Annotated in this window: 24 protein-coding genes; 11 read left to right on the forward strand and 13 right to left on the reverse strand. The window is 67.8% G+C overall.

The window, feature by feature from the left end:
- Positions 1 to 8: 8 nt before the first annotated feature.
- Both lptB and rpoN read left to right on the forward strand, forming a co-directional pair.
- Positions 9 to 791 (forward strand): LPS export ABC transporter ATP-binding protein, encoded by a 783-nt coding sequence (gene lptB, locus ACM608_RS17080; protein ID WP_419684845.1) that lies wholly within the window; start codon positions 9 to 11, stop codon positions 789 to 791.
- 119 nt (positions 792 to 910) lie between these two features.
- On the forward strand, positions 911 to 2392 hold the full coding sequence (rpoN, locus tag ACM608_RS17085; RefSeq protein ID WP_419684846.1) for an RNA polymerase factor sigma-54: 1482 nt from the start codon (positions 911 to 913) through the stop codon (positions 2390 to 2392).
- Between the two features lie 29 nt (positions 2393 to 2421).
- Here rpoN and ACM608_RS17090 read toward each other — a convergent pair whose 3' ends face one another.
- Positions 2422 to 2715 (reverse strand): 4a-hydroxytetrahydrobiopterin dehydratase, encoded by a 294-nt coding sequence (locus tag ACM608_RS17090; RefSeq protein ID WP_419684848.1) that lies wholly within the window; start codon positions 2713 to 2715, stop codon positions 2422 to 2424.
- Between the two features lie 50 nt (positions 2716 to 2765).
- On the opposite strand from ACM608_RS17090, the gene ACM608_RS17095 reads away from it, so the two are divergent.
- The 3 genes from ACM608_RS17095 to ccmB are packed head-to-tail and all read left to right on the forward strand — an operon-like array spanning position 2766 to position 4392.
- Positions 2766 to 3173 (forward strand): metallopeptidase family protein, encoded by a 408-nt coding sequence (locus ACM608_RS17095; protein ID WP_419684850.1) that lies wholly within the window; start codon positions 2766 to 2768, stop codon positions 3171 to 3173.
- Entirely contained in the window at positions 3170 to 3748 is a 579-nt protein-coding gene (ccmA, locus tag ACM608_RS17100; protein ID WP_419684852.1) for a heme ABC exporter ATP-binding protein CcmA, read from the forward strand. The genes ACM608_RS17095 and ccmA overlap by 4 nt, the downstream gene beginning before the upstream one ends.
- Positions 3745 to 4392, forward strand: a complete 648-nt coding sequence (ccmB, locus tag ACM608_RS17105) for a heme exporter protein CcmB (RefSeq protein ID WP_419684853.1) — start codon at positions 3745 to 3747, stop codon at positions 4390 to 4392. The genes ccmA and ccmB overlap by 4 nt, the downstream gene beginning before the upstream one ends.
- Here ccmB and ACM608_RS17110 read toward each other — a convergent pair.
- The 3 genes from ACM608_RS17110 to ACM608_RS17120 are packed head-to-tail and all read right to left on the reverse strand — an operon-like array spanning position 4389 to position 8223.
- Positions 4389 to 6722 (reverse strand): xanthine dehydrogenase family protein molybdopterin-binding subunit, encoded by a 2334-nt coding sequence (locus ACM608_RS17110; protein WP_419684854.1) that lies wholly within the window; start codon positions 6720 to 6722, stop codon positions 4389 to 4391. The genes ccmB and ACM608_RS17110 overlap by 4 nt on opposite strands.
- Positions 6719 to 7702 carry an FAD binding domain-containing protein gene (locus ACM608_RS17115; RefSeq protein ID WP_419684856.1) on the reverse strand — a complete coding sequence of 328 codons (984 nt, stop codon included), beginning with the start codon at positions 7700 to 7702 and terminating at the stop codon, positions 6719 to 6721. The genes ACM608_RS17110 and ACM608_RS17115 overlap by 4 nt, the downstream gene beginning before the upstream one ends.
- Positions 7699 to 8223 carry a 2Fe-2S iron-sulfur cluster-binding protein gene (locus tag ACM608_RS17120; protein WP_419684858.1) on the reverse strand — a complete coding sequence of 175 codons (525 nt, stop codon included), beginning with the start codon at positions 8221 to 8223 and terminating at the stop codon, positions 7699 to 7701. Before ACM608_RS17120 ends, ACM608_RS17115 begins: the two co-directional genes overlap by 4 nt.
- 228 nt (positions 8224 to 8451) lie before the next feature.
- Here ACM608_RS17120 and ACM608_RS17125 point away from each other — a divergent pair, with 228 nt between their 5' ends.
- The gene (locus tag ACM608_RS17125; RefSeq protein WP_419684860.1) at positions 8452 to 8703 is read left to right on the forward strand and encodes a hypothetical protein; all 252 of its coding nucleotides are present in this window, start codon (positions 8452 to 8454) and stop codon (positions 8701 to 8703) included.
- 10 nt (positions 8704 to 8713) lie between these two features.
- Here ACM608_RS17125 and metH read toward each other — a convergent pair whose 3' ends face one another.
- The 4 genes from metH to ACM608_RS17145 all read right to left on the reverse strand — a co-directional run bounded on the left by metH (position 8714) and on the right by ACM608_RS17145 (position 14464).
- Positions 8714 to 11386: a methionine synthase gene (metH, locus tag ACM608_RS17130; protein ID WP_419684862.1), complete on the reverse strand. Its 2673-nt coding sequence runs from the start codon at positions 11384 to 11386 to the stop codon at positions 8714 to 8716.
- Positions 11387 to 11535: 149 nt separating this feature from the next.
- A complete protein-coding gene (locus tag ACM608_RS17135) occupies positions 11536 to 12585 on the reverse strand; it encodes a homocysteine S-methyltransferase family protein (RefSeq protein WP_419684864.1) in 1050 nt (349 codons plus the stop codon).
- Positions 12582 to 13523: a methylenetetrahydrofolate reductase gene (gene metF / locus ACM608_RS17140; protein WP_419684866.1), complete on the reverse strand. Its 942-nt coding sequence runs from the start codon at positions 13521 to 13523 to the stop codon at positions 12582 to 12584. The genes ACM608_RS17135 and metF overlap by 4 nt, the downstream gene beginning before the upstream one ends.
- Positions 13520 to 14464 carry an ArsR/SmtB family transcription factor gene (locus tag ACM608_RS17145; RefSeq protein ID WP_419684867.1) on the reverse strand — a complete coding sequence of 315 codons (945 nt, stop codon included), beginning with the start codon at positions 14462 to 14464 and terminating at the stop codon, positions 13520 to 13522. Before ACM608_RS17145 ends, metF begins: the two co-directional genes overlap by 4 nt.
- 109 nt (positions 14465 to 14573) lie before the next feature.
- Here ACM608_RS17145 and ACM608_RS17150 point away from each other — a divergent pair, with 109 nt between their 5' ends.
- The gene (locus tag ACM608_RS17150; protein WP_419684869.1) at positions 14574 to 15434 is read left to right on the forward strand and encodes a VacJ family lipoprotein; all 861 of its coding nucleotides are present in this window, start codon (positions 14574 to 14576) and stop codon (positions 15432 to 15434) included.
- A gap of 65 nt (positions 15435 to 15499) precedes the next feature.
- Positions 15500 to 15820 carry a hypothetical protein gene (locus ACM608_RS17155; RefSeq protein WP_419684870.1) on the forward strand — a complete coding sequence of 107 codons (321 nt, stop codon included), beginning with the start codon at positions 15500 to 15502 and terminating at the stop codon, positions 15818 to 15820.
- Positions 15821 to 15869: 49 nt separating this feature from the next.
- Here ACM608_RS17155 and ACM608_RS17160 read toward each other — a convergent pair whose 3' ends face one another.
- The gene (locus ACM608_RS17160; protein WP_419684873.1) at positions 15870 to 16187 is read right to left on the reverse strand and encodes a phasin family protein; all 318 of its coding nucleotides are present in this window, start codon (positions 16185 to 16187) and stop codon (positions 15870 to 15872) included.
- A gap of 136 nt (positions 16188 to 16323) precedes the next feature.
- On the opposite strand from ACM608_RS17160, the gene ACM608_RS17165 reads away from it, so the two are divergent.
- On the forward strand, positions 16324 to 16611 hold the full coding sequence (locus ACM608_RS17165; RefSeq protein WP_419684875.1) for a DUF3297 family protein: 288 nt from the start codon (positions 16324 to 16326) through the stop codon (positions 16609 to 16611).
- Positions 16612 to 16688: 77 nt separating this feature from the next.
- On the opposite strand, the gene cobT is transcribed toward ACM608_RS17165, so the two are convergent.
- Genes cobT through ACM608_RS17185 form a run of 4 tightly spaced genes read right to left on the reverse strand, consistent with a single transcriptional unit; the run spans position 16689 to position 21038 of the window.
- Complete coding sequence (gene cobT / locus ACM608_RS17170) at positions 16689 to 18533, reverse strand: cobaltochelatase subunit CobT (RefSeq protein ID WP_419684877.1); 1845 nt, start codon at positions 18531 to 18533, stop codon at positions 16689 to 16691.
- A gap of 50 nt (positions 18534 to 18583) precedes the next feature.
- Positions 18584 to 19360, reverse strand: coding sequence for a tyrosine-protein phosphatase (locus tag ACM608_RS17175; RefSeq protein WP_419684879.1), 777 nt, complete (start codon positions 19358 to 19360; stop codon positions 18584 to 18586).
- Between the two features lies 1 nt (position 19361).
- A complete protein-coding gene (cobS, locus tag ACM608_RS17180) occupies positions 19362 to 20372 on the reverse strand; it encodes a cobaltochelatase subunit CobS (protein WP_419684882.1) in 1011 nt (336 codons plus the stop codon).
- Between the two features lie 57 nt (positions 20373 to 20429).
- Complete coding sequence (locus tag ACM608_RS17185; RefSeq protein WP_419684884.1) at positions 20430 to 21038, reverse strand: J domain-containing protein; 609 nt, start codon at positions 21036 to 21038, stop codon at positions 20430 to 20432.
- Between the two features lie 18 nt (positions 21039 to 21056).
- On the opposite strand from ACM608_RS17185, the gene ACM608_RS17190 reads away from it, so the two are divergent.
- Both ACM608_RS17190 and ACM608_RS17195 read left to right on the forward strand, forming a co-directional pair.
- Positions 21057 to 21350, forward strand: a complete 294-nt coding sequence (locus ACM608_RS17190; RefSeq protein ID WP_419684885.1) for a BolA family protein — start codon at positions 21057 to 21059, stop codon at positions 21348 to 21350.
- Positions 21347 to 22063: a glutathione S-transferase gene (locus ACM608_RS17195; RefSeq protein ID WP_419684887.1), complete on the forward strand. Its 717-nt coding sequence runs from the start codon at positions 21347 to 21349 to the stop codon at positions 22061 to 22063. The genes ACM608_RS17190 and ACM608_RS17195 overlap by 4 nt, the downstream gene beginning before the upstream one ends.
- Positions 22064 to 22090: the final 27 nt, after the last annotated feature.

Genomic DNA, 22090 nt, shown 5'->3' on the forward strand with positions numbered 1-22090 from the left:
ACGTGCATATGAGCCCTGAAGGAACCCTGCTGGAGCGGCCGGATATCTCGCATCCCCGTGCCGGTGCGCCGCAGGGGCTGTCGATCGTCTCCATCGCCAAGGGCTATGACGGGCGGCAGGTGCTGTCGGATGTAAGCCTGGACGTAGCGCGCGGCGAGGTGGTCGGCCTGCTCGGCCCCAATGGCGCGGGCAAGACGACCTGCTTCTATTCGGTGATGGGGCTGGTGAAGCCGGATGCCGGGCGCATCCTCCTCGACGGTGACGACATCACCGGCCTGCCGATGTACCGCCGCGCGATCCTCGGCCTCGGCTATCTGCCGCAGGAGACCTCGATCTTCCGCGGCATGACCGTCGCGCAGAACATCATGGCCGTGCTGGAGATCGTCGAGACCGACAAGGCGCGGCGGCAGGAGCGGCTGGAACGGCTGCTCGGCGAGTTCCACATCGATCGCCTGCGCGACGTGGCGGCGACGGCGCTTTCCGGCGGCGAGCGGCGGCGGTGCGAGATCGCGCGCGCACTGGCGGCGAACCCGTCGATCATGCTGCTGGACGAGCCGTTCGCCGGCATCGACCCGATCTCGATCGCCGACATCCGCGATCTGGTGAAGGACCTGAAGCGCCGCGACATCGGCGTTCTGATCACCGACCATAACGTCCGCGAGACGCTCGACATCGTCGATCGCGCCTGCATCATCTACGACGGCAAGGTGCTGTTCCAGGGCACGCCCGAGGCGCTGGTCGCCGACGAAAACGTGCGACGGCTCTATCTGGGCGAGGGCTTTTCGTTGTGACGCGGGGGCAGGGTCATGCCTGCCGCCACATCGTCATCCCAGCGAAGGCTGGGATCGCGTCGAATGAAGCGTGCCGTTGCCAAGCGATGCCAGCCTTCGCTGGCATGACGGTGTAGCTGGTGTCGCTCGCCCCCCGCCTGGACGTCCGCCAGTCGCAATCGCTGGTGATGACGCCGCAGCTGCAGCAGGCGATCAAGCTGCTGGCGCTGTCCAATCTCGAACTCGAAGGCTTCGTCTCGTCGGAGCTGGACAAGAACCCGTTGCTGGACGCGGGGGACCAGGAGCGCGAGGCGCCCGTCGAGGACGGGCCCGATCTGCCCGACGAACCTGTCACCGCCGACGCCCTGCTGGAGACCGGCGACGCGATCGCCGACGCGCCGCTGGACGCGGATTATGTGGCCGAGACCTTCCATCACGACAGCCCCGCCGACGCGCCCGGGCCGTCGCGCGACAGCGGCCCCGCGACCGGCGGCGGCGATGGCGAGGCGATCGACTTCGACAGCTTCGCCGGGCCGGAACTCTCGCTGCACGATCATTTGATGACGCAGGCGGGCGAGGTCCTGTCCGGCGCGGCCTTGGTCATCGCCGGCGAGATCATCGATCGCATCGACGAGGCAGGCTACCTTTCCGCCGAACTCGACGGTGTGGCGCGCCGTCTCGGCACCGATCTTGACGCGGTGGAGCAGGTGCTCGCCGTCGTTCAGAGCTTCGATCCGTCAGGCGTCGGCGCGCGCGACCTTGCCGAATGCATCGCCATTCAGGCGCGCGAGGCGGACCGCTACGACCCGGCGATGGCGGCGCTGATCGCCAATCTCGATCTCCTCGCGCGCGGCGAGATCCCGCGCCTGCGCCGGATCTGCGGCGTGGACGAGGAGGACATGGCCGACATGATCCGCGAACTGCGCGGATATGATCCGAAGCCGGGGCTGAAGTTCGGCAGCGACGAGTCGACCGTGATCGTCCCCGACATCTTCATCGCCGAGACGGTGAAGGGCTGGGCGATCGAACTGAACGCCGCCACTTTGCCCCGCGTCCTCGTCAACCGCGCCTATTATGCCGAGCTGTCGGGTGGGCCGCAGGACAAGGCGAGCCGCGCCTGGCTGTCCGACTGCCTCGCCAGCGCCAACTGGCTGATCAAGGCGCTCGACCAGCGCGCGCGGACCATCGTCAAGGTCGCGACCGAGATCGTGAAGCAGCAGGAGGCGTTCTTTCGCCAGGGCGTCGAACACCTCCGCCCCTTGACCCTACGCACCGTGGCGGAGGCGATCGGGATGCACGAGTCCACGGTTAGCCGGGTGACCTCCAACAAATACCTGTCCTGCGCGCGAGGCACCTTCGAGCTGAAATACTTCTTCACCAGCGGCATCCAGGCGGCGGATGGCGGGGAGAACATCTCGGCCGAGGCGGTGAAGAGCCACATCGCGAAGCTGATCGCGGCGGAGAGCGCCAAGGACATCCTGTCCGACGACAAGCTGGTCGAACTGCTGACCGCCAAGGGCTTCGACATCGCGCGGCGGACGGTGGCGAAATACCGGGAGGCGATGGGGATCGGGTCTTCGGTGCAGCGGCGGCGGCAGAAGGCGATCGGCAACGCGGCGTAAGACTCCACACTCCCCTCCCACGGGGATGGCTAAGATGAGAGGCTGTCGATCGCCCTCGCCATCTTCACGTCCCGCTCCGACAGTCCACCCGCGTCATGGGTGGTCAGCAGCACGTCCACCCTGTTCCACACGTTCGACCATTCGGGATGGTGGTCCGCCTTCTCCGCCAGCAACGCCACCCGCGCCATGAATCCAAACGCCGCGCTGAAATCGGCGAAGGTATAGCGGCGGGTGATCGCATCCCGCTCTGCATCGTAGGTCCAGTCCGGTAGTTCGTTCAGCGCCGCCGCGCGCGCCTCATCGCTCAATCGCTCGATCGCCATCCTGCTCTCCTCTGGCGCGGGGATAATCGTCCGCTTATGTCGCCCGGAGCATGGACGACCGTCAAACCCCCCGCTTCGCGCCGACCGCAGAGGAAATCGAGGCGATCGCAAGAGGCGCGATGGCGCGGCTCCCGGAGGCGTTCCGCGCGCATCTCGGCGACGTTGTCCTCCGCGTCGAGGATTTCGCCGGCGAGGACGTGCTGGCCGAGATGGGGATCGAGGATCCGTTCCAGCTCTCCGGCCTCTACACCGGCCGTCCCGTCGGCGATAAGTCGGTCAGCGACTTCGCGGCGATGCCCGACATGATCCACCTCTATCGCCGTGCCATCCTCGACGAATGGGCCGAGGGGGGCGAGAGCCTGGAGACACTGGTCAGCCACATCCTGATCCACGAGGTCGGGCATCATTTTGGCCTGTCCGACGACGACATGCACGCGCTGGAGGCCGAGGCGGGATGACGCGGCTGTCCTGCCGCGGGCTGGCGGCGCTGCGTGGCGACAGGCTGCTGTTCGACGGGCTGGACCTGGAGGTGCAGGCGGGCGGGGCGGTGATCGTCACCGGGCCGAATGGCGCGGGCAAGTCCACGCTGCTGCGGATCATCGCGGGGCTGCTGCCGCCGAGCGCCGGTCGGGTGAAGCGCGAGGGTGCGGTGGCGCTGACCGGCGAGGGCGCGGCGTTGGACGAGGACAGGCCGCTGTTCGATGCGCTGATGTTCTGGGCGCGGATCGACGGGCGCGACGATCACGACGTGCGGCGCGGGCTGGACGCGATGGGGATCGGTGGGCTGGCCGACGCGCCGGTGCGCTACCTTTCGACTGGACAGCGGCGGCGCGCGGCGATCGCCCGGACGATCGTGTCGGGTGCGCCAATCTGGCTGCTGGACGAGCCGGCGAACGGCCTCGACGCGATCGCGACGGAGCGGCTGATCGGGGCGATCGGCTTGCATCGCGGCCGGGGCGGGATCGCGGTGATCGCCACGCACCAGCCGCTGCCGCTCACCGACGCCCGGCCGCTCGTGCTGGGCGCGTGGTGAGGATCGTGCTCGCCATTCTCGGTCGCGACCTCCGCCGCCATGCAGCCGGCGGCGGGGCGGTGCTGCCGGTCATGTTCTTCCTGCTTGTCGCGGTGCTGTTTCCCTTTGCGGTCGGGCCGGATGGCGCGCTGCTCTCCCGCACCGGCGGCGGGGCCTTGTGGATGGCGGCGCTGTTAGCGGCGCTGATGCCGGTCGATCGCCTGATCGCCGCCGATGTGCAGGCGGGCATCCTCGATCAGCTTGCATTGCGCGGCGTGCCGGATGAGACGGTCGCCGCCGCCAAGCTGCTGGCCCACTGGCTGAGCTTCGGCCCGCCGCTGATGATCGCGGCGGTGGTCGCGGGCGGGCTGCTTAACCTGGACGGGGCGGGGTTGATGCGGGTCGAGCTGGGGCTGCTGCTCGGGACGCCCGCGCTCGCCGCGATCGGGCTGGTGACTGCGGCGCTGACCAGCGGCCTGGGCGGGGGGAGCGCGCTCACCGGCCTGCTCGCTTTGCCGCTGACCATTCCCGTGCTGATCTTCGGGGCGGGCGCGCTCGGCAGCGACAGCGCGGCGGCGCTGAAGCTGCTGGCGGCGGTCAGCCTGCTGATGGTCGCCGGCGCACCCTTCGCGGCGGGTGCGGCGATGCGCTCCGTCCGACGCTAGAGCAGCTTGTCGAGCGTGATCGGCAGGTCGCGGATGCGCTTGCCGGTCGCGTTGTAGACGGCGTTGGCCACGGCGGCACCGGTGCCGGTGATGCCGATCTCGCCGATGCCGCGCGCGCCCATCGGGCTGTGCGGATCTGGGATGTCGGTCCACATCACCTCGATCTCCGGCACGTCCATCTGCACGGGGACGTGATAATCGGCGAGGTTGGCGTTCATTACCCGCCCCTTGCGCTCGTCAAAGGCGGTCTCCTCCATCAGCGCAAGGCCAAGGCCCATGATGATGCCGCCCTTGAACTGGCTGGTCGCGGTCTTGGGGTTGAGGATGCGCCCGCAGTCGAAGGAGCCGAGGATGCGGCTGACCCGGATCTCGCCGGTAATGGCGTTCACGCGGACCTCGCAGAACATCGCCGAATGGCTGTGCATCGACCAGTGCTGCAGTTCGACCGGTGCCGCTGCCTCGGCTTCAACCGCCACGCTGTCGCGCTGGGCGCGGGCGAGTATCGAGGCATAGGTCTCGTGCCGCGCGGGATCGTCGTATTTGCCGAGGCCGCCGTTCCAGCTGCCCACCTCTTCGGCCTTGAGACCGGCAAGCGGAGAGTCGTTGCCGGCCAGCTTCAGGAGCTGGGCCACCAGCGCGCGATGGGCGGCGATCACCGATGCGCCGATCGACGCGGTCTGCTGCGATCCGCCCGCCAGCACAGTGCCGGGCAGGGTCGAATCGCCATAGTTGAAGGTGATCGCTTCGGCGGGGAGGCCGAGCCGGTCGGCCGAGGCCTGGGTCTGCGCGGTGGCGGTGCCCATGCCCATTTCGTGCGCGGCGATGTCGATGGTGGCGTGGCCATCGCGGGTGAGCGTGATCCGCGCCGCGCCGCCCGGCATCCGGTGATAGGGATAGGTGCCTTTCGCGCAGCCCATGCCCACCAGCCATTCGCCTTCCCGCACCGATCGCGGCACAGGATTGCGCCGGTCCCAGCCGAAGCGTTCCGCGCCGTCGCGCCACGCCTTCACGATATCGCAGGAGGAGAAGGGGAGGCCGGTGGTGGGATCCTTTTCCGGCTCGTTGCGGAGGCGCAGTTCGATCGGGTCGATGCCGAGAGCCTCGGCCAGCTCGTCCACCGCGCATTCGAGGGCGAAGGTGCCGACCGCCTCGCCCGGCGCACGCATGAAGGTGTTGGCGAGCATGTCCACTTCGACGGTCTGCACGTCGAGGAGGACGGTCTCCGACGCATAGGCGCTGCGCGACTGCAGGATGAACGGCTCCGGCATGGCATTGTCGGGCGTCTTGGCGGTGACGCCCGTGTGGATCAGCGCCTTGAGCTTGCCGTCATGGTCCGCACCCAGCGCCACGCGCTGTTCGGTCAGGCTGCGGCCGCCGACGACGCGGTACACGCCCTCGCGCGAGAGGACGAGGCGCACCGGGCGTCCGACCACCTTCGCCGCGCCCGCCGCGAGCGTCTGGTGCTGCCACAGGCACTTGCCGCCGAAACCGCCGCCGACGAAGGGCGAGGTGACGAGGACCTGTTCCTCCTTGATCCCGAACATCTCGGCGATGGTCCAGGCGGTATGCGCGACCAACTGAGACGCATCGTGGACGCGCAGGGTGTCGCCCTCCCAGCCGCAGGTGACGGCGTGAAGCTCGATCGCGTTGTGGTTGTGGCGCGGCGTGCGGTAGATCGCATCGACCGTGAGCGGCGCGGCGGCGAACGCCTCGCCTGCCTCGCCGATCTCGTCACGAAGCGGGCCGCCCTGGAACATGCCCTGCCGCGTCCCTGCCGCCCGCGCATCGGCGAAGGCGGTGGTGGCCGGCTCCGCCGCGTAGCTGACGTGGATCAACGACTTGGCATGGTCCGCCTGCTCCTGCGTTTCGGCCAGGATGATGGCGATCGGCTGGCCGTTCCAGTGGACGACATCGTCCTGCATGACCGGGATGTCGTCGCCGGACGCGGCCTTGGGCTGCGACATGAAGGGCGGCGGCGCGTTGAGGCGGGGCATGTTGCGGTGGGTGACGACGGCGACGACACCGGGCGCCGCCTCCGCCAAAGCCGTGTCGAGCGTGACGATGCGACCCTTGGCGATCGTGCTGTAGGCCAGCGCGGCGTAGACCATCCCCTCCATCGGGAACTCGGCGGCGAAGCGCGCCTTGCCCGCGACCTTGAGGGGGCCGTCGATGCGGGAGACGGGCTTGCCGATCTCGCCATGCTGCTGGCGGATCAGCGGATCGGGCACGCCGCCCGGCACCCAGCTGTCGGGTGCCAGCGCCACCGCCTTGGCCATCGCGCCCTGAACGACGCCGCCCACCGCCTGCTTGGCGTCCTGGTAGATGCTCATGCAACCTCTCCCGCCAGTTCGCCGAGCACGGCGGCGATGGTCCGCCGTGCGAGTTCGACCTTGAAGCCATTGTCGCGGAGCGGCCGCGCATCGGCCAGTTCCGCATCGGCGGCGGCGAGGAAGGCGGCATGGTTGGCCGGCTGCCCGCGCAGTGCCGCCTCCGCCTTCTCCGCGCGCCAGGGCTTGTGCGCGACGCCGCCGAGGGCGAGGCGGACGTCCTTCACGCGGCCATCCTCGACCTCCAGCGCTGCGGCGACGGAGACCAAGGCGAAGGCATAGCTCGCCCGGTCGCGAACCTTGCGGTAGGTGGAGCGGGCGGCGAGCGGGGAGGCGGGAAGCTCGATCGCGGTGATCAGCTCTCCGGGGCGCAGCTCGGTCTCGATGTCCGGCCGATCGCCGGGCAGGCGGTGAAAGCCGGTCAGCGGAAGGGTGCGTTCGCCGTCTCGCCCGTGGAGGTGGACGATGGCGTCCAGCGCCGCCAGCGGGACACACATGTCGGAGGGATGGGTCGCGATGCAGTCGTCGGACGCGCCGAGGATCGCGTGCATCCGATGGAAGCCGTCGATCGCGTCGCAGCCCTGACCCGGCCGCCGCTTGTTACAGGCCGAACCCTCGTCGTCGTAGAAATATGCGCAACGCGTCCGCTGGAGCAGATTGCCGGCTGCGGTCGCCATGTTTCGGATCTGCGGCGAGGCACCCGCCACGATTGCGCGCGACAAGGCCGGATAGCGAGTGCGGATCAGGCGGTGCTCCGCGATGGCGGTGTTGCGCGCGGCGGCCCCGATCAGGACGCCGCCCTCCGCCGTCTCGGTGATCTCGGCGGACAGGCTCGTGACATCCACCAAAGCGGCGGGCCGCTCGATCGTCTCGCGCATCAGGTCGACAAGGTTGGTGCCGCCGCCGAGATAGCGGGCACCGGCCGAGGCGGCGGCAAGCGCAGAGGCAGGATCGGCGGCGCGGGCGTAGGTGAAGGGGGTCATTCGGCCGCCTCCGCCTGCAGTTCGCCTTCTCCGAAGGTCTCGAAAATGGCGTCGACAATGCCGTTATGCGCGCCGCAGCGGCAGAGATTGCCGCTCATCCGCTCGCGCAATTCGTCATGGCTGAGGGCGATTGTCGTGGCGGCAAGGTCGCCGGTAACGTGGCTCGGCACGCCGCGCCCGATCTCCGCCGCCATGCCGATCGCCGAGCAGATCTGGCCGGGGGTGCAATAGCCGCACTGGAAACCGTCATGCTCGACAAAGGCGCGCTGGAGGGGGTGGAGGTCGCCCGTCGTGCCGAGGCCTTCGATCGTGGTGACCTCGCGCCCCTCATATTGAACGGCCAAAGCCAGGCAGGACAGGATCCGCTCGCCATCGACCAGCACGGTGCAGGCCCCGCATGCCCCCTGGTTGCACCCCTTCTTGGTGCCGGTGAGGTGCAGGTCCTCACGCAGCAGATCCAGGAGCGAGACGCGTGGATCGCCGGGCAGGTCGACCGGGTTCCCGTTGATGGTGATGCTCATGCGGATGTCCTCGACCAGAGGGATGTGACGGCCACAACGCGCATCATGCCCGTTCGCGCCACCTTGTTCCATACCGATCGGTCTATTTCGTGACAGGGCACTTTCGGTTCGTCGTGGTAAATGGCGGATTTGTCGCAGCATCGCGCCGGGGAGCCGATCTGTCGCCTCCGCCACCACCGGCGATGTGGCACACGGCAGGGCACCATCGCCTTGCCGAATGGAGCCTGCATGAAGATCGCCGCCGCCTTGTTCGTCACGTCCCTCGCGCTACCGGTGCTCGCCCAGGCGGCGCAGATCGTCACTGCCGCCGAAAAGACCGGGATGGCAAAGCCGCCATCATCTCGCGTCAAAACTTCTCCGGCAAGCGCCGCTGAGGTGCCGGCGCCAACCACCCGGACGATCGTGATGGTCAGCTTGGGGGTGATCGGGGCGATAACAGGTCGTGGTGCCAAGCGGCGCTGGCGCGACGCCGGCTGCTGATCGCGCCCGCTCAGTCGAGGTTCGGGCGTAGCCAGCGCTCGGCCTGCTCCAGCGGAACGCCACGGCGGGCGGCATAGTCCTCCAGCTGGTCCGGGCCGATGCGGGCGACGCCGAAATACTCGGCCTGCGGATGACCGAAGTAGAAGCCGGAGACCGCCGCCGTCGGCAGCATGGCAAAGCTCTCGGTCAGCGTGATCCCCGTCGCCGCCTCGGCACCCAGCATCTCGAACAGGATGGGCTTCAAACTGTGTTCGGGGCAAGCCGGATAGCCGGGTGCCGGGCGGATGCCGCGATACTGCTCCCGAATCAGGGCATTGTTGTCGAGCTGCTCGCCCTCGGCATAGCCCCACAACGTCGTGCGGACATGCTTGTGCAGCCGCTCGGCAAATGCCTCCGCCAGGCGATCCGCCAGGGCCTTGAGCAGGATGTCCGAATAATCGTCGATCGCCGCCCTGAAGCGCTCCAGATGCGGGTCGATGCCGTGGATGCCGACCGCGAAGCCGCCCATCCAGTCGCCGCGCACGTCGATGAAGTCGGCCAGGCACATATTGGCCCGCCCTTCGCGCTTGGCGATCTGCTGGCGCAGCATCGGCAGCCGCACGCTCGCCTCGTTGCGGCGGTCGAGGTCGGGGATGTGGAAATGCTCGGGCACGCTTGCCCCATCTGGGCTGCGGTGGTCGTCCGAATGGCGGGTCTGCACCCAGATGTCGTCGCCATTGCGATGGCAGGGCCACAGGCCGGCAACGCCGCGCGCGGTGAGCCACTTCTCCTCGACGATGCGGTCCAGCATCTTCTGCGCGTCGGCGAAGAGAGATGTGGCGCTTTCACCGACCACTTCGTCGGTCAGGATCGCGGGATAGTTGCCCGCCAGCTCCCAGGCGCGGAAGAACGGCGTCCAGTCAATATACTCGCGCAGGTCGGAAAGGTCCCAGTCCTCGAAGACGTGGACGCCCGGCTGCTTGGGCGCGGCGGGCTTGAGCGCCATGTCGGCCGCGAAGCCGTTGGTGCGCGCGTCGGCGATCGGCACCAGCGCGCTCTGCCCCTTATTGGCGCGGGCGACGCGGACCTGCTCGTACTCGGCGGCGATCTTGGCGACGTAATCGTCGCGGATCGTCTCGGAGACGAGGGTAGTGGCGACGCCGACGGCGCGGCTGGCGTCGAGGACGTGGACGACCGGACCCTTGTACGCCGGCTCGATCTTCAGGGCGGTGTGGACGCGGCTGGTGGTCGCCCCGCCGATCAGGAGCGGCATGGTCATGTTCGACCGCTGCATCTCCTCGGCCACCGTCACCATCTCGTCCAGCGAGGGGGTGATGAGGCCGGACAAGCCGATCATGTCGGCATCGTTCTCGTTCGCCGCCTCGATGATCTTCGTCCACGGCACCATGACGCCGAGGTCGACCACGTCGAAGCCGTTGCACTGGAGCACGACGCCGACGATGTTCTTGCCGATGTCGTGAACGTCGCCCTTCACGGTGGCCAGGATGACCTTGCCCTTGCCCTTGGCGCCGGGCTCCTTCGCGGCCTCGATGAAAGGGAGGAGATGGGCGACGGCCTTCTTCATCACGCGGGCGGATTTCACCACCTGCGGAAGGAACATCTTGCCGGATCCGAAGAGGTCGCCGACGACGTTCATGCCGTCCATCAGCGGCCCTTCGATCACCTCGATCGGGCGGGCGAACTGAAGGCGCGCCTCCTCGGTATCCTCGACGACATGGGCGTCGATGCCCTTGACTAAAGCGTGCTCCAGCCGCTTGGCGACACCCCAGCCCCGCCATTCCGCCGCCTGCTTTTCCGCCACGGCATCGGTGCCGCGGAAGCGCTCGGCGAGCGCGACCAGCCGCTCGCCGGCTTCGGAATCGCGGTTGAGGATCACGTCCTCGCAGGCGGTGCGCAGCTCCGGCTCGATCTGGTCGTAGACGTCGAGCTGGCCGGCGTTAACGATCGCCATGTCCATGCCGGCGGGGATCGCGTGGTAGAGGAAGACCGAGTGCATCGCCTTCCGCACCGGCTCGTTGCCGCGGAAGCTGAAGCTCAGGTTCGACAGGCCGCCCGAGATGTGGACATGGGGGCAGCGCGCCTTGATCTCGCGGCAGGCCTCGATGAAGTCGACGCCGTAATTGTTGTGCTCTTCGATCCCCGTGGCCACCGCGAAGACGTTGGGGTCGAAGATGATGTCCTCCGGCGGGAAGCCGATGCCGGTGAGGAGCTTGTAGGCCCGCTCGCAGATCTCGACCTTGCGCGCCTGGGTGTCGGCTTGGCCTACTTCGTCAAAGGCCATGACGACGACGGCGGCACCATAGGCCATGCACTTGCGGGCATGGTGGAGGAACTGCTCCTCACCCTCCTTCATGCTGATCGAGTTGACGATCGGCTTGCCGGACACGCATTTCAGCCCGGCCTCGATCACGTCCCACTTGGAGCTGTCCACCATCACAGGGATGCGGGCGATGTCGGGTTCGGCCTGGATCAGCTTCAGGAAGGTGGTCATCGCCTCATGGGCGTCGAGCAGACCCTCGTCCATGTTGACGTCGAGGACCTGCGCGCCCGCCTCCACCTGCTGCAGCGCGACTTCGACCGCTGCGGCATAGTCGCCGTTCATGATCAGCTTCTTGAAGCGGGCGGAGCCGGTGACGTTGGTACGCTCGCCGATATTCACGAAGGCGGTGGAGTTGGGGGTCATATGTTCTTCTCAAATCCTCCCCGGAACGGGGAGGGGGACCATGCGCAGCATGGTGGAGGGGGGTCGCCGCAGGGGTCTCGCTCGCTGAAAGCCCCCTCCACCACCGGCTGCGCCGGCGGTCCCACTCCCCGTTCCGGGAAGGATCGTAACTACGCCGCCATCGTGAAAGGCTCCAGCCCGGCGAGCCGCGTCCGCACCTCCGGCACCGGCACGGGCCGTGCGGGGAGGCCCTTCACTGCCTCGGCGATCGCCGCGATGTGGGCGGGGGTCGAGCCGCAGCAGCCGCCGAGCACGTTGACCTGCCCCGCATCGGCCCATTCCTTGACGAGGCCCGCAGTGGTCTCCGGCAGCTCATCATAGGCGCCGAGTTCGTTCGGCAGACCCGCGTTCGGATAGACCATGATCAGCGAATCGCAGATGCCGCTCAGCGTCTTCACATGCGGCCGCAATTGCTCCGCGCCGAAGGAGCAGTTGAGGCCGATGGTCAGCGGCTTGGCATGGCGGATCGCATGCCAGAACGCCTCGACCGTGTGGCCGGAGAGGTTGCGGCCGGAAAGGTCGGTCAGCGTCATTGACAGCATGATCGGCAGCTCGCGGCCGAGCGCCTCGCCCGCCTCGATCGCAGCCATGACGCCGGCCTTGGCGTTCAGCGTGTCGAACACCGTCTCGATCAGGATGAAGTCGACGCCACCCTCAACAAGCGCATCGATCTGCTCGCGATAGACGTCCTTCAGCGTGTCGAAATCGATCTCGCGGAAGCCCGGATCATTGACGTCCGGCGACAGGGAGAGGGTCTTGTTGGTCGGCCCGAGCGCGCCCGCGACGAAGCGGGGCCGGCCATCCTTTGCCTCGAACTCGTCGGCGATCGACCGGGCGAGCTTCGCGCTCTCGACATTGATCTCGCGGACCAGATGCTCCGCCCCGTAATCGGCCTGGCTGATGCGGTTGGCGGAGAAGGTGTTGGTCTCGGCGATATCCGCCCCCGCCTCGAAATAGGCGCGGTGGATGGAGGCCGGCACCTCGGGCATGGTGAGCGCGAGGATGTCGTTATTGCCCTTTTGGTCGTGGCTGAGGCCGAGGGTGCCGGCATAGGCGGCCTCGTCCAGCTTCCAATTCTGGATCTCGGTGCCGAAGGCCCCGTCGGTAATCAGGATGCGCTTGGCGGCTTCGGCGCGGAAGCGGTCTGCGGCGGTGGTCATGCCGCAATCTCCTTGATGGCCGCACCTGCCCGCACACCCAGCAGGTGGCAGATCGCGAAAGACAATTCGGCGCGGTTGAGCGTGTAGAAGTGGAAGTGCCGCACCCCGCCCGCGTAGAGGCGGCGGCAGAGTTCGGCGGCGAGGGTGGCCGCGACCAGCTGGCGCGCGGCGGGGTGGTCGTCCAGCCCCTCGAACAGGCGGTCCATCCAGGCGGGGATCGCGGCGTTGCACATCGCGGCGAACCGCCTCGTCTGGGCGACGTTGGAGACGGGCAGGATGCCGGGCACGATCTCGATATCGATCCCCGCCGCCGCGACCTGATCGCGGTAGCGGAAGAAGGCCTCGGGCGAGAAGAAGAACTGGGTGATCGCGCGCGCCGCACCCGCGTCCTTCTTGGCGCGCAGCGCGTCGAGATCGGCGACTAGATCCTTCTTGTCCGGATGGCATTCCGGATAGGCTGCGACCGAGATGTCGAAGGGCGCGATCCGCTTCAGCCCAGCGACCAGATCGGCGGCATTGGCATAACCCTCGGGATGGGCGGTGAAGGCCTCACCCTCACGCGGAGGATCGCCGCGCAGCGCGACGATGTGGCGGACGCCCGCGGCCCAATATTCGCGGGCGATCTCGTCGATTTCGGCGCGGCTGGCATCGACGCAGGTCAGGTGCGCGGCGGCGGGAATGCCGGTTTCCCGAACGATACGCGCGACGGTGGCATGGGTCCGCTCGCGCGTCGATCCACCCGCGCCGTAAGTGACGGAGACGAAGCGCGGCCCGAGCGGGGCGAGCGTCTGGATCGCGGACCAGAGCGTCTCCTCCATCTTCTCCGTCTTGGGCGGGAAGAACTCGAAGGAGATCGAGGCGTCGCCGGCCAGATCGGCGAAGAGCGGCGTGTCGAGCGCGCGCCGCGCCTCCTCAAGCTGATTCAGGGTGAAGGTCATGCGGCGAGGTCCTTGATGGCGGCCGGACGGCGGCCGAGCCAGAGTTTCACGGTGAGCACATCGCCCGGCAGGCTGTCCACCGCGCCGCCATCCAGCCCGGCGGCGGCGAACCAGCGTGCGATCTGGTCGTCGTCGAAGCCGAGCCGGGCGTGGGCGTCGCGGCTGCGCAGTTCCTCATGATCATGCGCGGCAAAGTCGACGATGCAGAACACGCCGGAGGGGGCGAGGAGGCGCGCGGCCTCGGCGATCGCAAGGGCCGGCTGCTGCGCGTAGTGGAGCACCTGGTGGAGAATCACGGTGTCGGCGGAGCCGCTGTCGAGGGGCAGTGCGTACATGTCGCCTTGACGCAGATCGACGCCGCGATCCGCCAGCTTGGCGCGGGCGAGGCGAAGCATCTCCGGGCTGCGATCGACGCCGAGGGCGGATTGCGCGCGCGCGCCGAACAGCTCCAGCATCCGGCCGGTGCCGGTGCCGATGTCCACCAGCCGCCCGAGCGGGCGCTGACCAAGCGCACGGGCCATCGCCGCCTCGACCTCCGCCTCCGGCACATGCAGCGAGCGGACCGCGTCCCAATTCGCGGCCTGGCTCTCGAAATAACGCTCGGCAGCGGCGGCGCGATCGGCCCGCACCGCAGCGAGGCGAGCGACATCGGCGAGGCCCCAGTGGTCGCCCTGATCGACGCTCCACGCGTCGATGGCGGCGAAGATCGGGTCGAGCCGCGCCGGATCGCCCAGCGCAAGAAACACCCAGCTCCCTTCCTTGCGGCGGTCGATCAGCCGGGCGTCGGCAAGGATCTTGATATGGCGCGACACACGCGGCTGGCTCTGCCCGAGCACCTGTGCGAGTTCGCCGACAGACAGCTCCATCTGCCTGAGCAGCGCGAGGATGCGCAGGCGGGTGGGATCGGCGAGCGTCCGGAAGATGTCGAGCACGTCGTTCATCGGTGTTCGGGATATAAAGATATCCTTATATCCGGTCAATCGACTTGTCCGCTTCGGGGGCCTATGGCAGCGCGGCAAATCGCGTTCTTAGATGAAGGATTCCCGTACGATGCGCGCTTCTCCGGCTCTTCTGGCGCTCGTCCTCCTTGGCGGCTGCACGACCACGAACGTCGGTCAGGACCGGCTGGCAGAGCGTGATCCGCTGGAGGGGTTCAACCGCGCGATGTGGGGCGTCAATCGTGGCGTCGACAAGGTCGTGTTGAAGCCGGTGACGCAGGTCTACCGGGCGGTGGCGCCGAAGCCGGCGCGGCGCGGCGTCAGCAACTTCTTCTCAAACCTTGGCGAGCCCTGGTCGTTCATCAACAACCTGCTGCAGGGCAAGCCGAAGCGCGCGCTCGACAATCTCGGCCGCTTCGTCATCAACTCGACCGTCGGCATCGCGGGTCTGGCCGATCCTGCCAGCAAGATGGGCGTGAAGAAGGCACCGGAGGATTTCGGTCAGACCCTCGCCGCCTGGGGCGTGAACGGTGGCCCATATCTGGTGCTTCCGCTGCTCGGTCCTTCCACCTTGCGCGACGGGGTCGGCATGGGCGTGGCCTTCGCCGCCGATCCGTACCGTGTCTGCCAGCGCGAATGCGATCTGCCGAAGGGCGTGCCGACGGCGCTGAGCGTCACCGAGGTGATCGACACGCGGTCGCAGCTGGTCGATTCGGGCGCGGACAGCTTCCTCGATGCGAGCGCGGACTCCTACGCCACCGCGCGCTCGGCCTTTCTGCAGCGCCGGCGTGCCGCGATCCTGAACCAGGAGGATGGCGCCCCTTCCCCGGCGGGCGGCACCGGCGATGCCGATCTCGACGCGGCGCTGCAGGACATCGACGAGGGTGGCAACATGGCCGCGCCGACCGTCTCCCCGGACCAGCCGACGCCGGTCGAAACGCCGCCTGCATCGGACCAGCCGCCCAGCAACTGATCGCATCCGGGGGAACGGCTTGGCCGTTCGCGCATTTGCCTGCCCGATCATTACGGAGCAGGATCATGAAGAAGTCCCTGGTTCTTTCGGTTGCCCTCGCCGGCACCCTCGGCCTCGCCGCGTGCAGCCAGCATACCGAGAACGCCGCCGAGGCGGCCGCCGACAACGCGGCGAACGATATCGAGGCGACCACCGACGAAGCGGTCAACGACGTCGATGCCGCCAGCACCAATGCCTCGACGGCAGCGTCCAACACGGCGGCGGACACCCGTGACGGCCTCGACAAGGCGGGCGACAAGATTGAGAACGCGGCGAGCGACGCCGCCAAGTGGACCGGCAATGCGATGCAGGATGCCGGTCACGCGATCTCGAACGCGGCGCACTGATCCCGATCGGATGAGAAGGGCGAGGCGCGATGCCTCGCCCCTTTTGAGTTCAGGCCTGATTGTCCTTGTCGGTCAGGCCTGACATCGCCTTGCGACCGAAGCCCGTCAGGAGGTCCCCGATCTCCTTGGCGTGCTCCATGGCGCGCTGGCCCTGTTCCTTCACGAACTCCGCCTGCAGCTTCATCGCCTCGGCCGGGTTCGATACCTTGGCCATCTCCCGCATGGTGGCGAAGACGGCGCGGGTGTTGTTTTCCGCCTGCTCCAGCAGCTTCAGGCTGATCTGGTGGCTGTTCTCGGTCGCCTCGCTCGACGCCTTCTTGATGGCATCGCCCGCGCGCTGGAAGGCTCCGGTGGGATCGCTGGCCATGATCGTCTCCTGCATGCTGGAACGGAAAGGAAGATTGCTTCCGTTCGGCGCGCTTGTCGATGCCCCAACTGCGGTCAGCAACATGACGTCATCATGACGGTTGGCAGCGAAGCCCCGGGCAGCTATCGCCCCGGCCATGAGCGACACGCCCCCTGACCGCCTCTCGATCAACCCGCGCAGCGAGCATTTCGATTCCGACGCGCTCGGCCGCGGCATCGGCATCCGCTTCAACGGTGTCGAGAAGACGAATGTCGAGGAGTATTCGGTCCCGGAAGGCTGGATCAAGGTGGCAGCTGGCCGCAGCCTCGACCGAAAGGGCCAGCCGATGCTGTTGAAGCTGAAGGGTGCGGTGGAGCCGTATTATCGGAGCGGCCCGGAAGCTGAGGGTGAAGGCGAGACTGAAGCTTCGAGCGACACCGAGTAACAGGCCGTCATGCCAGCGAAGGCTGGCATCGCCTGACCCTTAAGCGACCCCAGCCTTCGCTGGGGTGACGGTGGGTTCTACCGCCCCTCTTCCTCGAACAACGCCGCCAGCTGTTCGACCATCGTCCCGCCAAGCTGCTCCGCATCCATGATCGTCACCGCCCGCGCGTAGTACCGCGTCACGTCATGGCCGATGCCGATCGCGATCAGCTCGACCGGCGACTTGCCCTCGATCCAGCCGATCACCTGGCGGAGGTGCCGTTCGAGATAGGCACCCGAGTTCACCGACAGCGTCGAGTCGTCCACCGGTGCGCCGTCGGAGATGACCATCAGAATGCGCCGATCCTCGGGCCGGGCGATCAGGCGCTGGTGCGCCCAGAGCAGCGCCTCCCCGTCGATATTCTCCTTCAGCAGCCCTTCGCGCATCATCAGGCCGAGGTTCTTGCGCGCGCGCCGCCAGGGTTCGTCCGCCCCCTTGTAGACGATGTGGCGCAGGTCGTTGAGGCGGCCGGGCTGGGGCGGGCGGCCGGCGGTCAGCCATGCCTCACGCGCCGCCCCGCCCTTCCAGGCGCGGGTAGTGAAGCCGAGGATCTCGACCTTCACGCCGCAGCGTTCCAGCGTGCGGGCGAGGATGTCGCCGCATATCGCCGCGATCGAGATCGGCCGCCCGCGCATTGACCCTGAATTGTCGATCAGGAGGGTGACGACAGTGTCGCGGAAATCCGCCTCCCGCTCGCTTTTGTAGCTGAGCGAATGGGTGGGGTTGATGACCACGCGGGCAAGGCGGGCGGCATCGAGCAGCCCCTCCTCCTGGTCGAAGTCCCAGCTGCGCGTCTGCTGCGCCATCAGGCGGCGCTGCAGGCGGTTGGCAAGCTTGGTGACCGCGCCCTGAAGGTGGACGAGCTGCTGGTCGAGATACTGGCGGAGGCGGGTCAGTTCCTCCTCGTCACAGAGGTCCGTCGCCGCGATCACTTCGTCGAACTTGCTGGTGAAGGCGTGATAGTCGAACCCGGACGGCACGTCGGACAGCGGCCGGTTCGGGCGCTGCGGCGCGGCACCGGTATCTTCCTGACCCTCGCCCTCGGCACCGTCCTGCTCGTCGACGGTCTCGGTCTCCCCGTCGTCGCCTTCGCCGTCCTCTTCCTCGGTCTCCTGCTCGGCGCGCATCTCGGTCTGCTCGCCCTGGCCCATGCCGTCTTCGGACTCGCTCTCGTCCTGATCCTCGCCGCCGTCCTTGTCGTCGGCCTCGTCCTCGTTCTCGTCCTGCGGCTCGGGCTCCTGCTCGGGCGGCAGCTCCGCCTCGATAAGTTCGAGGTCCTCAAGGACGCGATTGGTCAGCTGCTGGAACGCGCGCTGGTCGTCGATGGCGAGTGCCAGCGAGTCGAGATCCGACCCGGCCTTGTCCTCCACCCAGTCGCGGATCATCGCCAAGCCAGCTTCGGCAGCCTCGGGCGGGGTCTCGCCGGTCAGCCGCTCGCGAACGATGAGGCCGAGGGCTGTGGCGAGAGGCACCTCGCCCTGATTACGGGCGCGGGCGAGCGGGTCGGCCTTGATCCGCTGGTCGAGCGCCAAGGCGAGGTTGGCCCGGACACCCGCCATCGCCCGGCTGCCGATCGCCTCGACGCGTGCCTGCTCCACCGCATCGTAAACCGCGCGGGCATTGGCATCGGCGGGGGCGTGGCGCGCGTGGAGCTTGGTGTTGTGATGCTTCAGCCGGAGCGCGAAGCCGTCGGCAAAGCCGCGCGCCTCGGCGATCTGTTCGGGCGGCAGGTTGCGTCCGGGCATCGGCACCCGCACCGTGCCCATCGACATTGACGGCGCGTCGGATGTGAAGACGAGGTCGAGTTCCGATTCACCGGAGATCGCGCGCGTCGCCCCGGCGAGCGCGGCCTTGAGGGCGTCGAGGGTCTGACGGTCGGCCATGCCAAGCACATGGGCCGGGCGGCACATTCAGGCAAGCCGGGATGGGCGGCTCAGCTATACGAGATCAGCCGCTCGCGCATCGCGGCGATCGTATCGGGGGCGACACCGATCCAGCCGGCATAGCCTTCGATCCCGCCATGCTCCTGATCGGCCCAGGCGAAGAAGGACTGCAGATATGCGGGGTCAGCCGCGATCAGTGCCGGTACGGCATCCGGCGCGCGGTCGATCAGCCGCCGGATCATGCCGCCCGCCTTCTTCAGCAGCATCGACAGGTCGGCCTGTCCGGTCAGCAGATAGTCTTCCATGATGATTTCGCGCGGGACGCCGAGGAGACCGAGCACGGTGGCCACGGCGATCCCCGTCCGATCCTTGCCCGCCGCGCAGTTGAGGAGGAGCGGCACGCGCCCGGCCGCCAGCCGCTCGACGATCTCGCGATAGGCCGGCGCCTGGTCAACCGGGATCTGCCGGTACTCGCCGATCATGCCCTGACGGATGCTCTCCGCGTCGATATCCGCGTGGTGAATCGCCTTTCCGAGCGCACCGGCCTCATGCGCATGGTCGCGGCTCCAATAATCGGTCGCCTCCGGCTCATGCCATGCCGTTGGCTCATGCGCCCGCTCGTCGGTCCGGCGCAGGTCGCAGATGCTGACTATGCCGAGGTCGCGCAGCGTTCGCTTGGCATCCTCGTCGAGGAAGGCCATGCTGCCCGACCGGAACAGCATGCCCTGCCGTACCGTCCCGCCATCCTCGGTCGGATAGCCGCCGAAGTCGCGGAAGTTCACGCCCCCGCCGATCGGCAGGAAGCGGGAGGCCAGCTGCGTCGCCACGCTACTTCGCCTTCTTGCTCGCGACGCTTTCCGGCAGGTCCTTGCCGAACACGCGCTGGTAATATTCGGCGACCAGCGCGCGCTCCGCCTCGTCGCACTTGTTGAGGAAGGAGAGACGGAAGGCGAAGCCGACATCCTTGAAGATCAGCGCGTTCTGCGCCCAGCTGATCACCGTGCGCGGGCTCATCACCGTCGAGATGTCGCCGTTGACGAAGCCTTGGCGAGTCAGCTGGGCCACCTTGACCATGTCGTCGACGGTCTTCTTGCCCTCCGGCTTGTCGTATTCGCCCGACTTGGCGAGCACGATCCGGGCCTCGGTTGCGGCGGGCAGGTAGTTCAGCGTGACCACGATGTTCCAGCGGTCCATCTGGCCCTGATTGATCTGCTGCGTACCGTGATAGAGGCCGCTGGTGTCGCCGAGGCCGATGGTGTTGGCGGTGGCGAACAGGCGGAACCACGGGCTCGGGCGGATGACGCGGTTCTGGTCGAGCAGGGTCAGCTTGCCCTCGGTTTCGAGCACACGCTGGATCACGAACATCACGTCCGGCCGCCCCGCGTCGTATTCGTCGAAGACGAGCGCGGTCGGCGTCTGCAGCGCCCAGGGGAGAAGGCCTTCCTTGAACTCGGTAACCTGCTGCCCATCCTTCAGCACGATCGCGTCGCGGCCGATCAGGTCGATGCGGCTGATATGCGCGTCGAGGTTGATGCGGATGCAGGGCCAGTTGAGCCGCGCCGCCACCTGCTCGATATGCGAAGACTTGCCGGTGCCGTGATAACCCTGGATCATCACGCGACGGTTGTGGGCGAAGCCGGCGAGGATCGCGAGGGTCGTGTCCGGATCGAACACATAGGTCGGGTCGAGATCGGGCACCCGCTCGTCCGCCTCGCTGAAAGCCGGCACCTCGATGTCGCTGTCGATGCCGAAGGTCTCGCGCACCTGGACCATCTTGTCGGGCGCATCGAGCATGGTGGTGCTGCGGCTGTCGGGCTGGACGTTGGAAAGGTCGGCCATCACGGATTCCTCTGATCGGTCCCCGCTCGACACGAACGGCCGCGCAAAAACAACCCTCTAAGCGAAGGCGGGCGCGGATTTCAGCTGCGTATAGGCGGCGATCACGTCCTGCAGCCGCGCCTCCTGGCTGCGGTCGCCGCCGTTGCGATCGGGGTGAAAACGCCGCACCAGCTCGGCATAGCGGGAGCGGAGCGCCCGCCGGTCGGCATCGATCTCCAGCCCCAGCACCCCGAGCGCCTTGCGGTCCGCGCCGGACAGCGGCCGTCCGTCGGCGCGTCCTGCTGCCTCCTCCTTCATCCGGCCGAATCGCGCGGCGATCGCGTCCAGCGGATCGGTGAAGTCGGCCCAGCGCGGGCCTGATGACGCGTTGGATGAGAAGGCCCGCGTCTCCCGTTCCCAACCGGCGAAGGGACGCTGCTCCGCCTCGATTTCCTCGGTGCTCATGCCCGAGAAGTAGTTGTAGCCGGAGTTGAACTCGCGGACATGATCCAGGCACAGCCAGCGCCAGTTGCCGGGACCGTCGAAGCCGGGGCGACGTCCGGCAGGATCGGGCGAACGGAACTCGCCCGCCTCGCAGCAACCGGGTATGGCGCAGCCCTGCCCCTCCCGATCCACACGGCCGTGAAAGCGGGTGCGGGGTTTCTGCGCTGCGGACTCGGACGACATCGCCGCTATATAGGGAGGATGATGAGCGCATCCCAAGGCCCCGTCGCGGCCGAAATCCACGCCCGGCTGACGGCCGCCCTGTCCCCCGAACGCCTCGTCGTGACCGACGACAGCGAGAGGCATCGCGGCCATGCCGGCCATGACGCGCGCGGTGAAAGCCACTTCACGGTAGAGGTGGTCGCCGCCGCCTTCGCCGGGCAGTCGCGCGTGGCACGGCAGCGGCTGGTCAACGCGGCGCTCGCAGACCTGTTGGCAGAACGGGTCCATGCCCTGGCCATTCGGGCGAGGAGCCCTGACGAGGACGACCGATGACCTACGACCTCTGGTACTGGCCGGGCATCCCCGGCCGCGGCGAGTTCATCCGCCTGGCGCTGGAGGCGGGAGAGATCCCGTATCGCGATCGTGCGATGGAGGCGGGCGTAGAGGATGGCATGAAGCGCCTCATCCGCGACATGGACGACCATCCGGGATCGCCGCCCTTCGCGCCGCCCTATCTGGTCGCCGACGGCATGGTCATTGCGCAGGTAGCGGCGATCCTCCTCTTCCTCGGCGACAGGCACGGCCTCGCTCCCGCTGACACGGCAGGACGGCTCTGGGCGCATCAGGTCCAGCTGACCATCGCCGACATGGTGGAGGAGGTGCACGGCACCCATCACCCGATCGACATGAGCGCCTATTACGAGGACCAGAAGGAGGAGGCCGCCAAAGCCGCCCGCGCCTTCCGCGATGAACGCATTCCGAAATTCCTGCGCTGGTTCGAGCGCATCCTCGCTGCGCGGGGTCGGTGGCTCGCCGGGGGAGACCGCTGGAGCTATGCGGACCTTTCTCTGTTCCAGCTGATCGAGGGACTTCGCTTCGCTTTCCCGAAGCGCACCCAGCAGGTCATCCGCGACTGCCCGAAGGTGCTGGAGACCTGCGACGCCGTGCGCGAGATCCCGACACTCCGGCGCTATCTCGAAAGCGACCGGCGGCAGGCCTTCTCCAACGGCATCTTCCGGTACTATCCGGAACTCGACGCCGCCTGATGCCGTTGCCCCGCCCGTCTGTGCCTC

This window comes from Sphingomonas sp. ID0503 (genome assembly GCF_048565625.1).
GTDB lineage: Bacteria > Pseudomonadota > Alphaproteobacteria > Sphingomonadales > Sphingomonadaceae > JBLZUR01.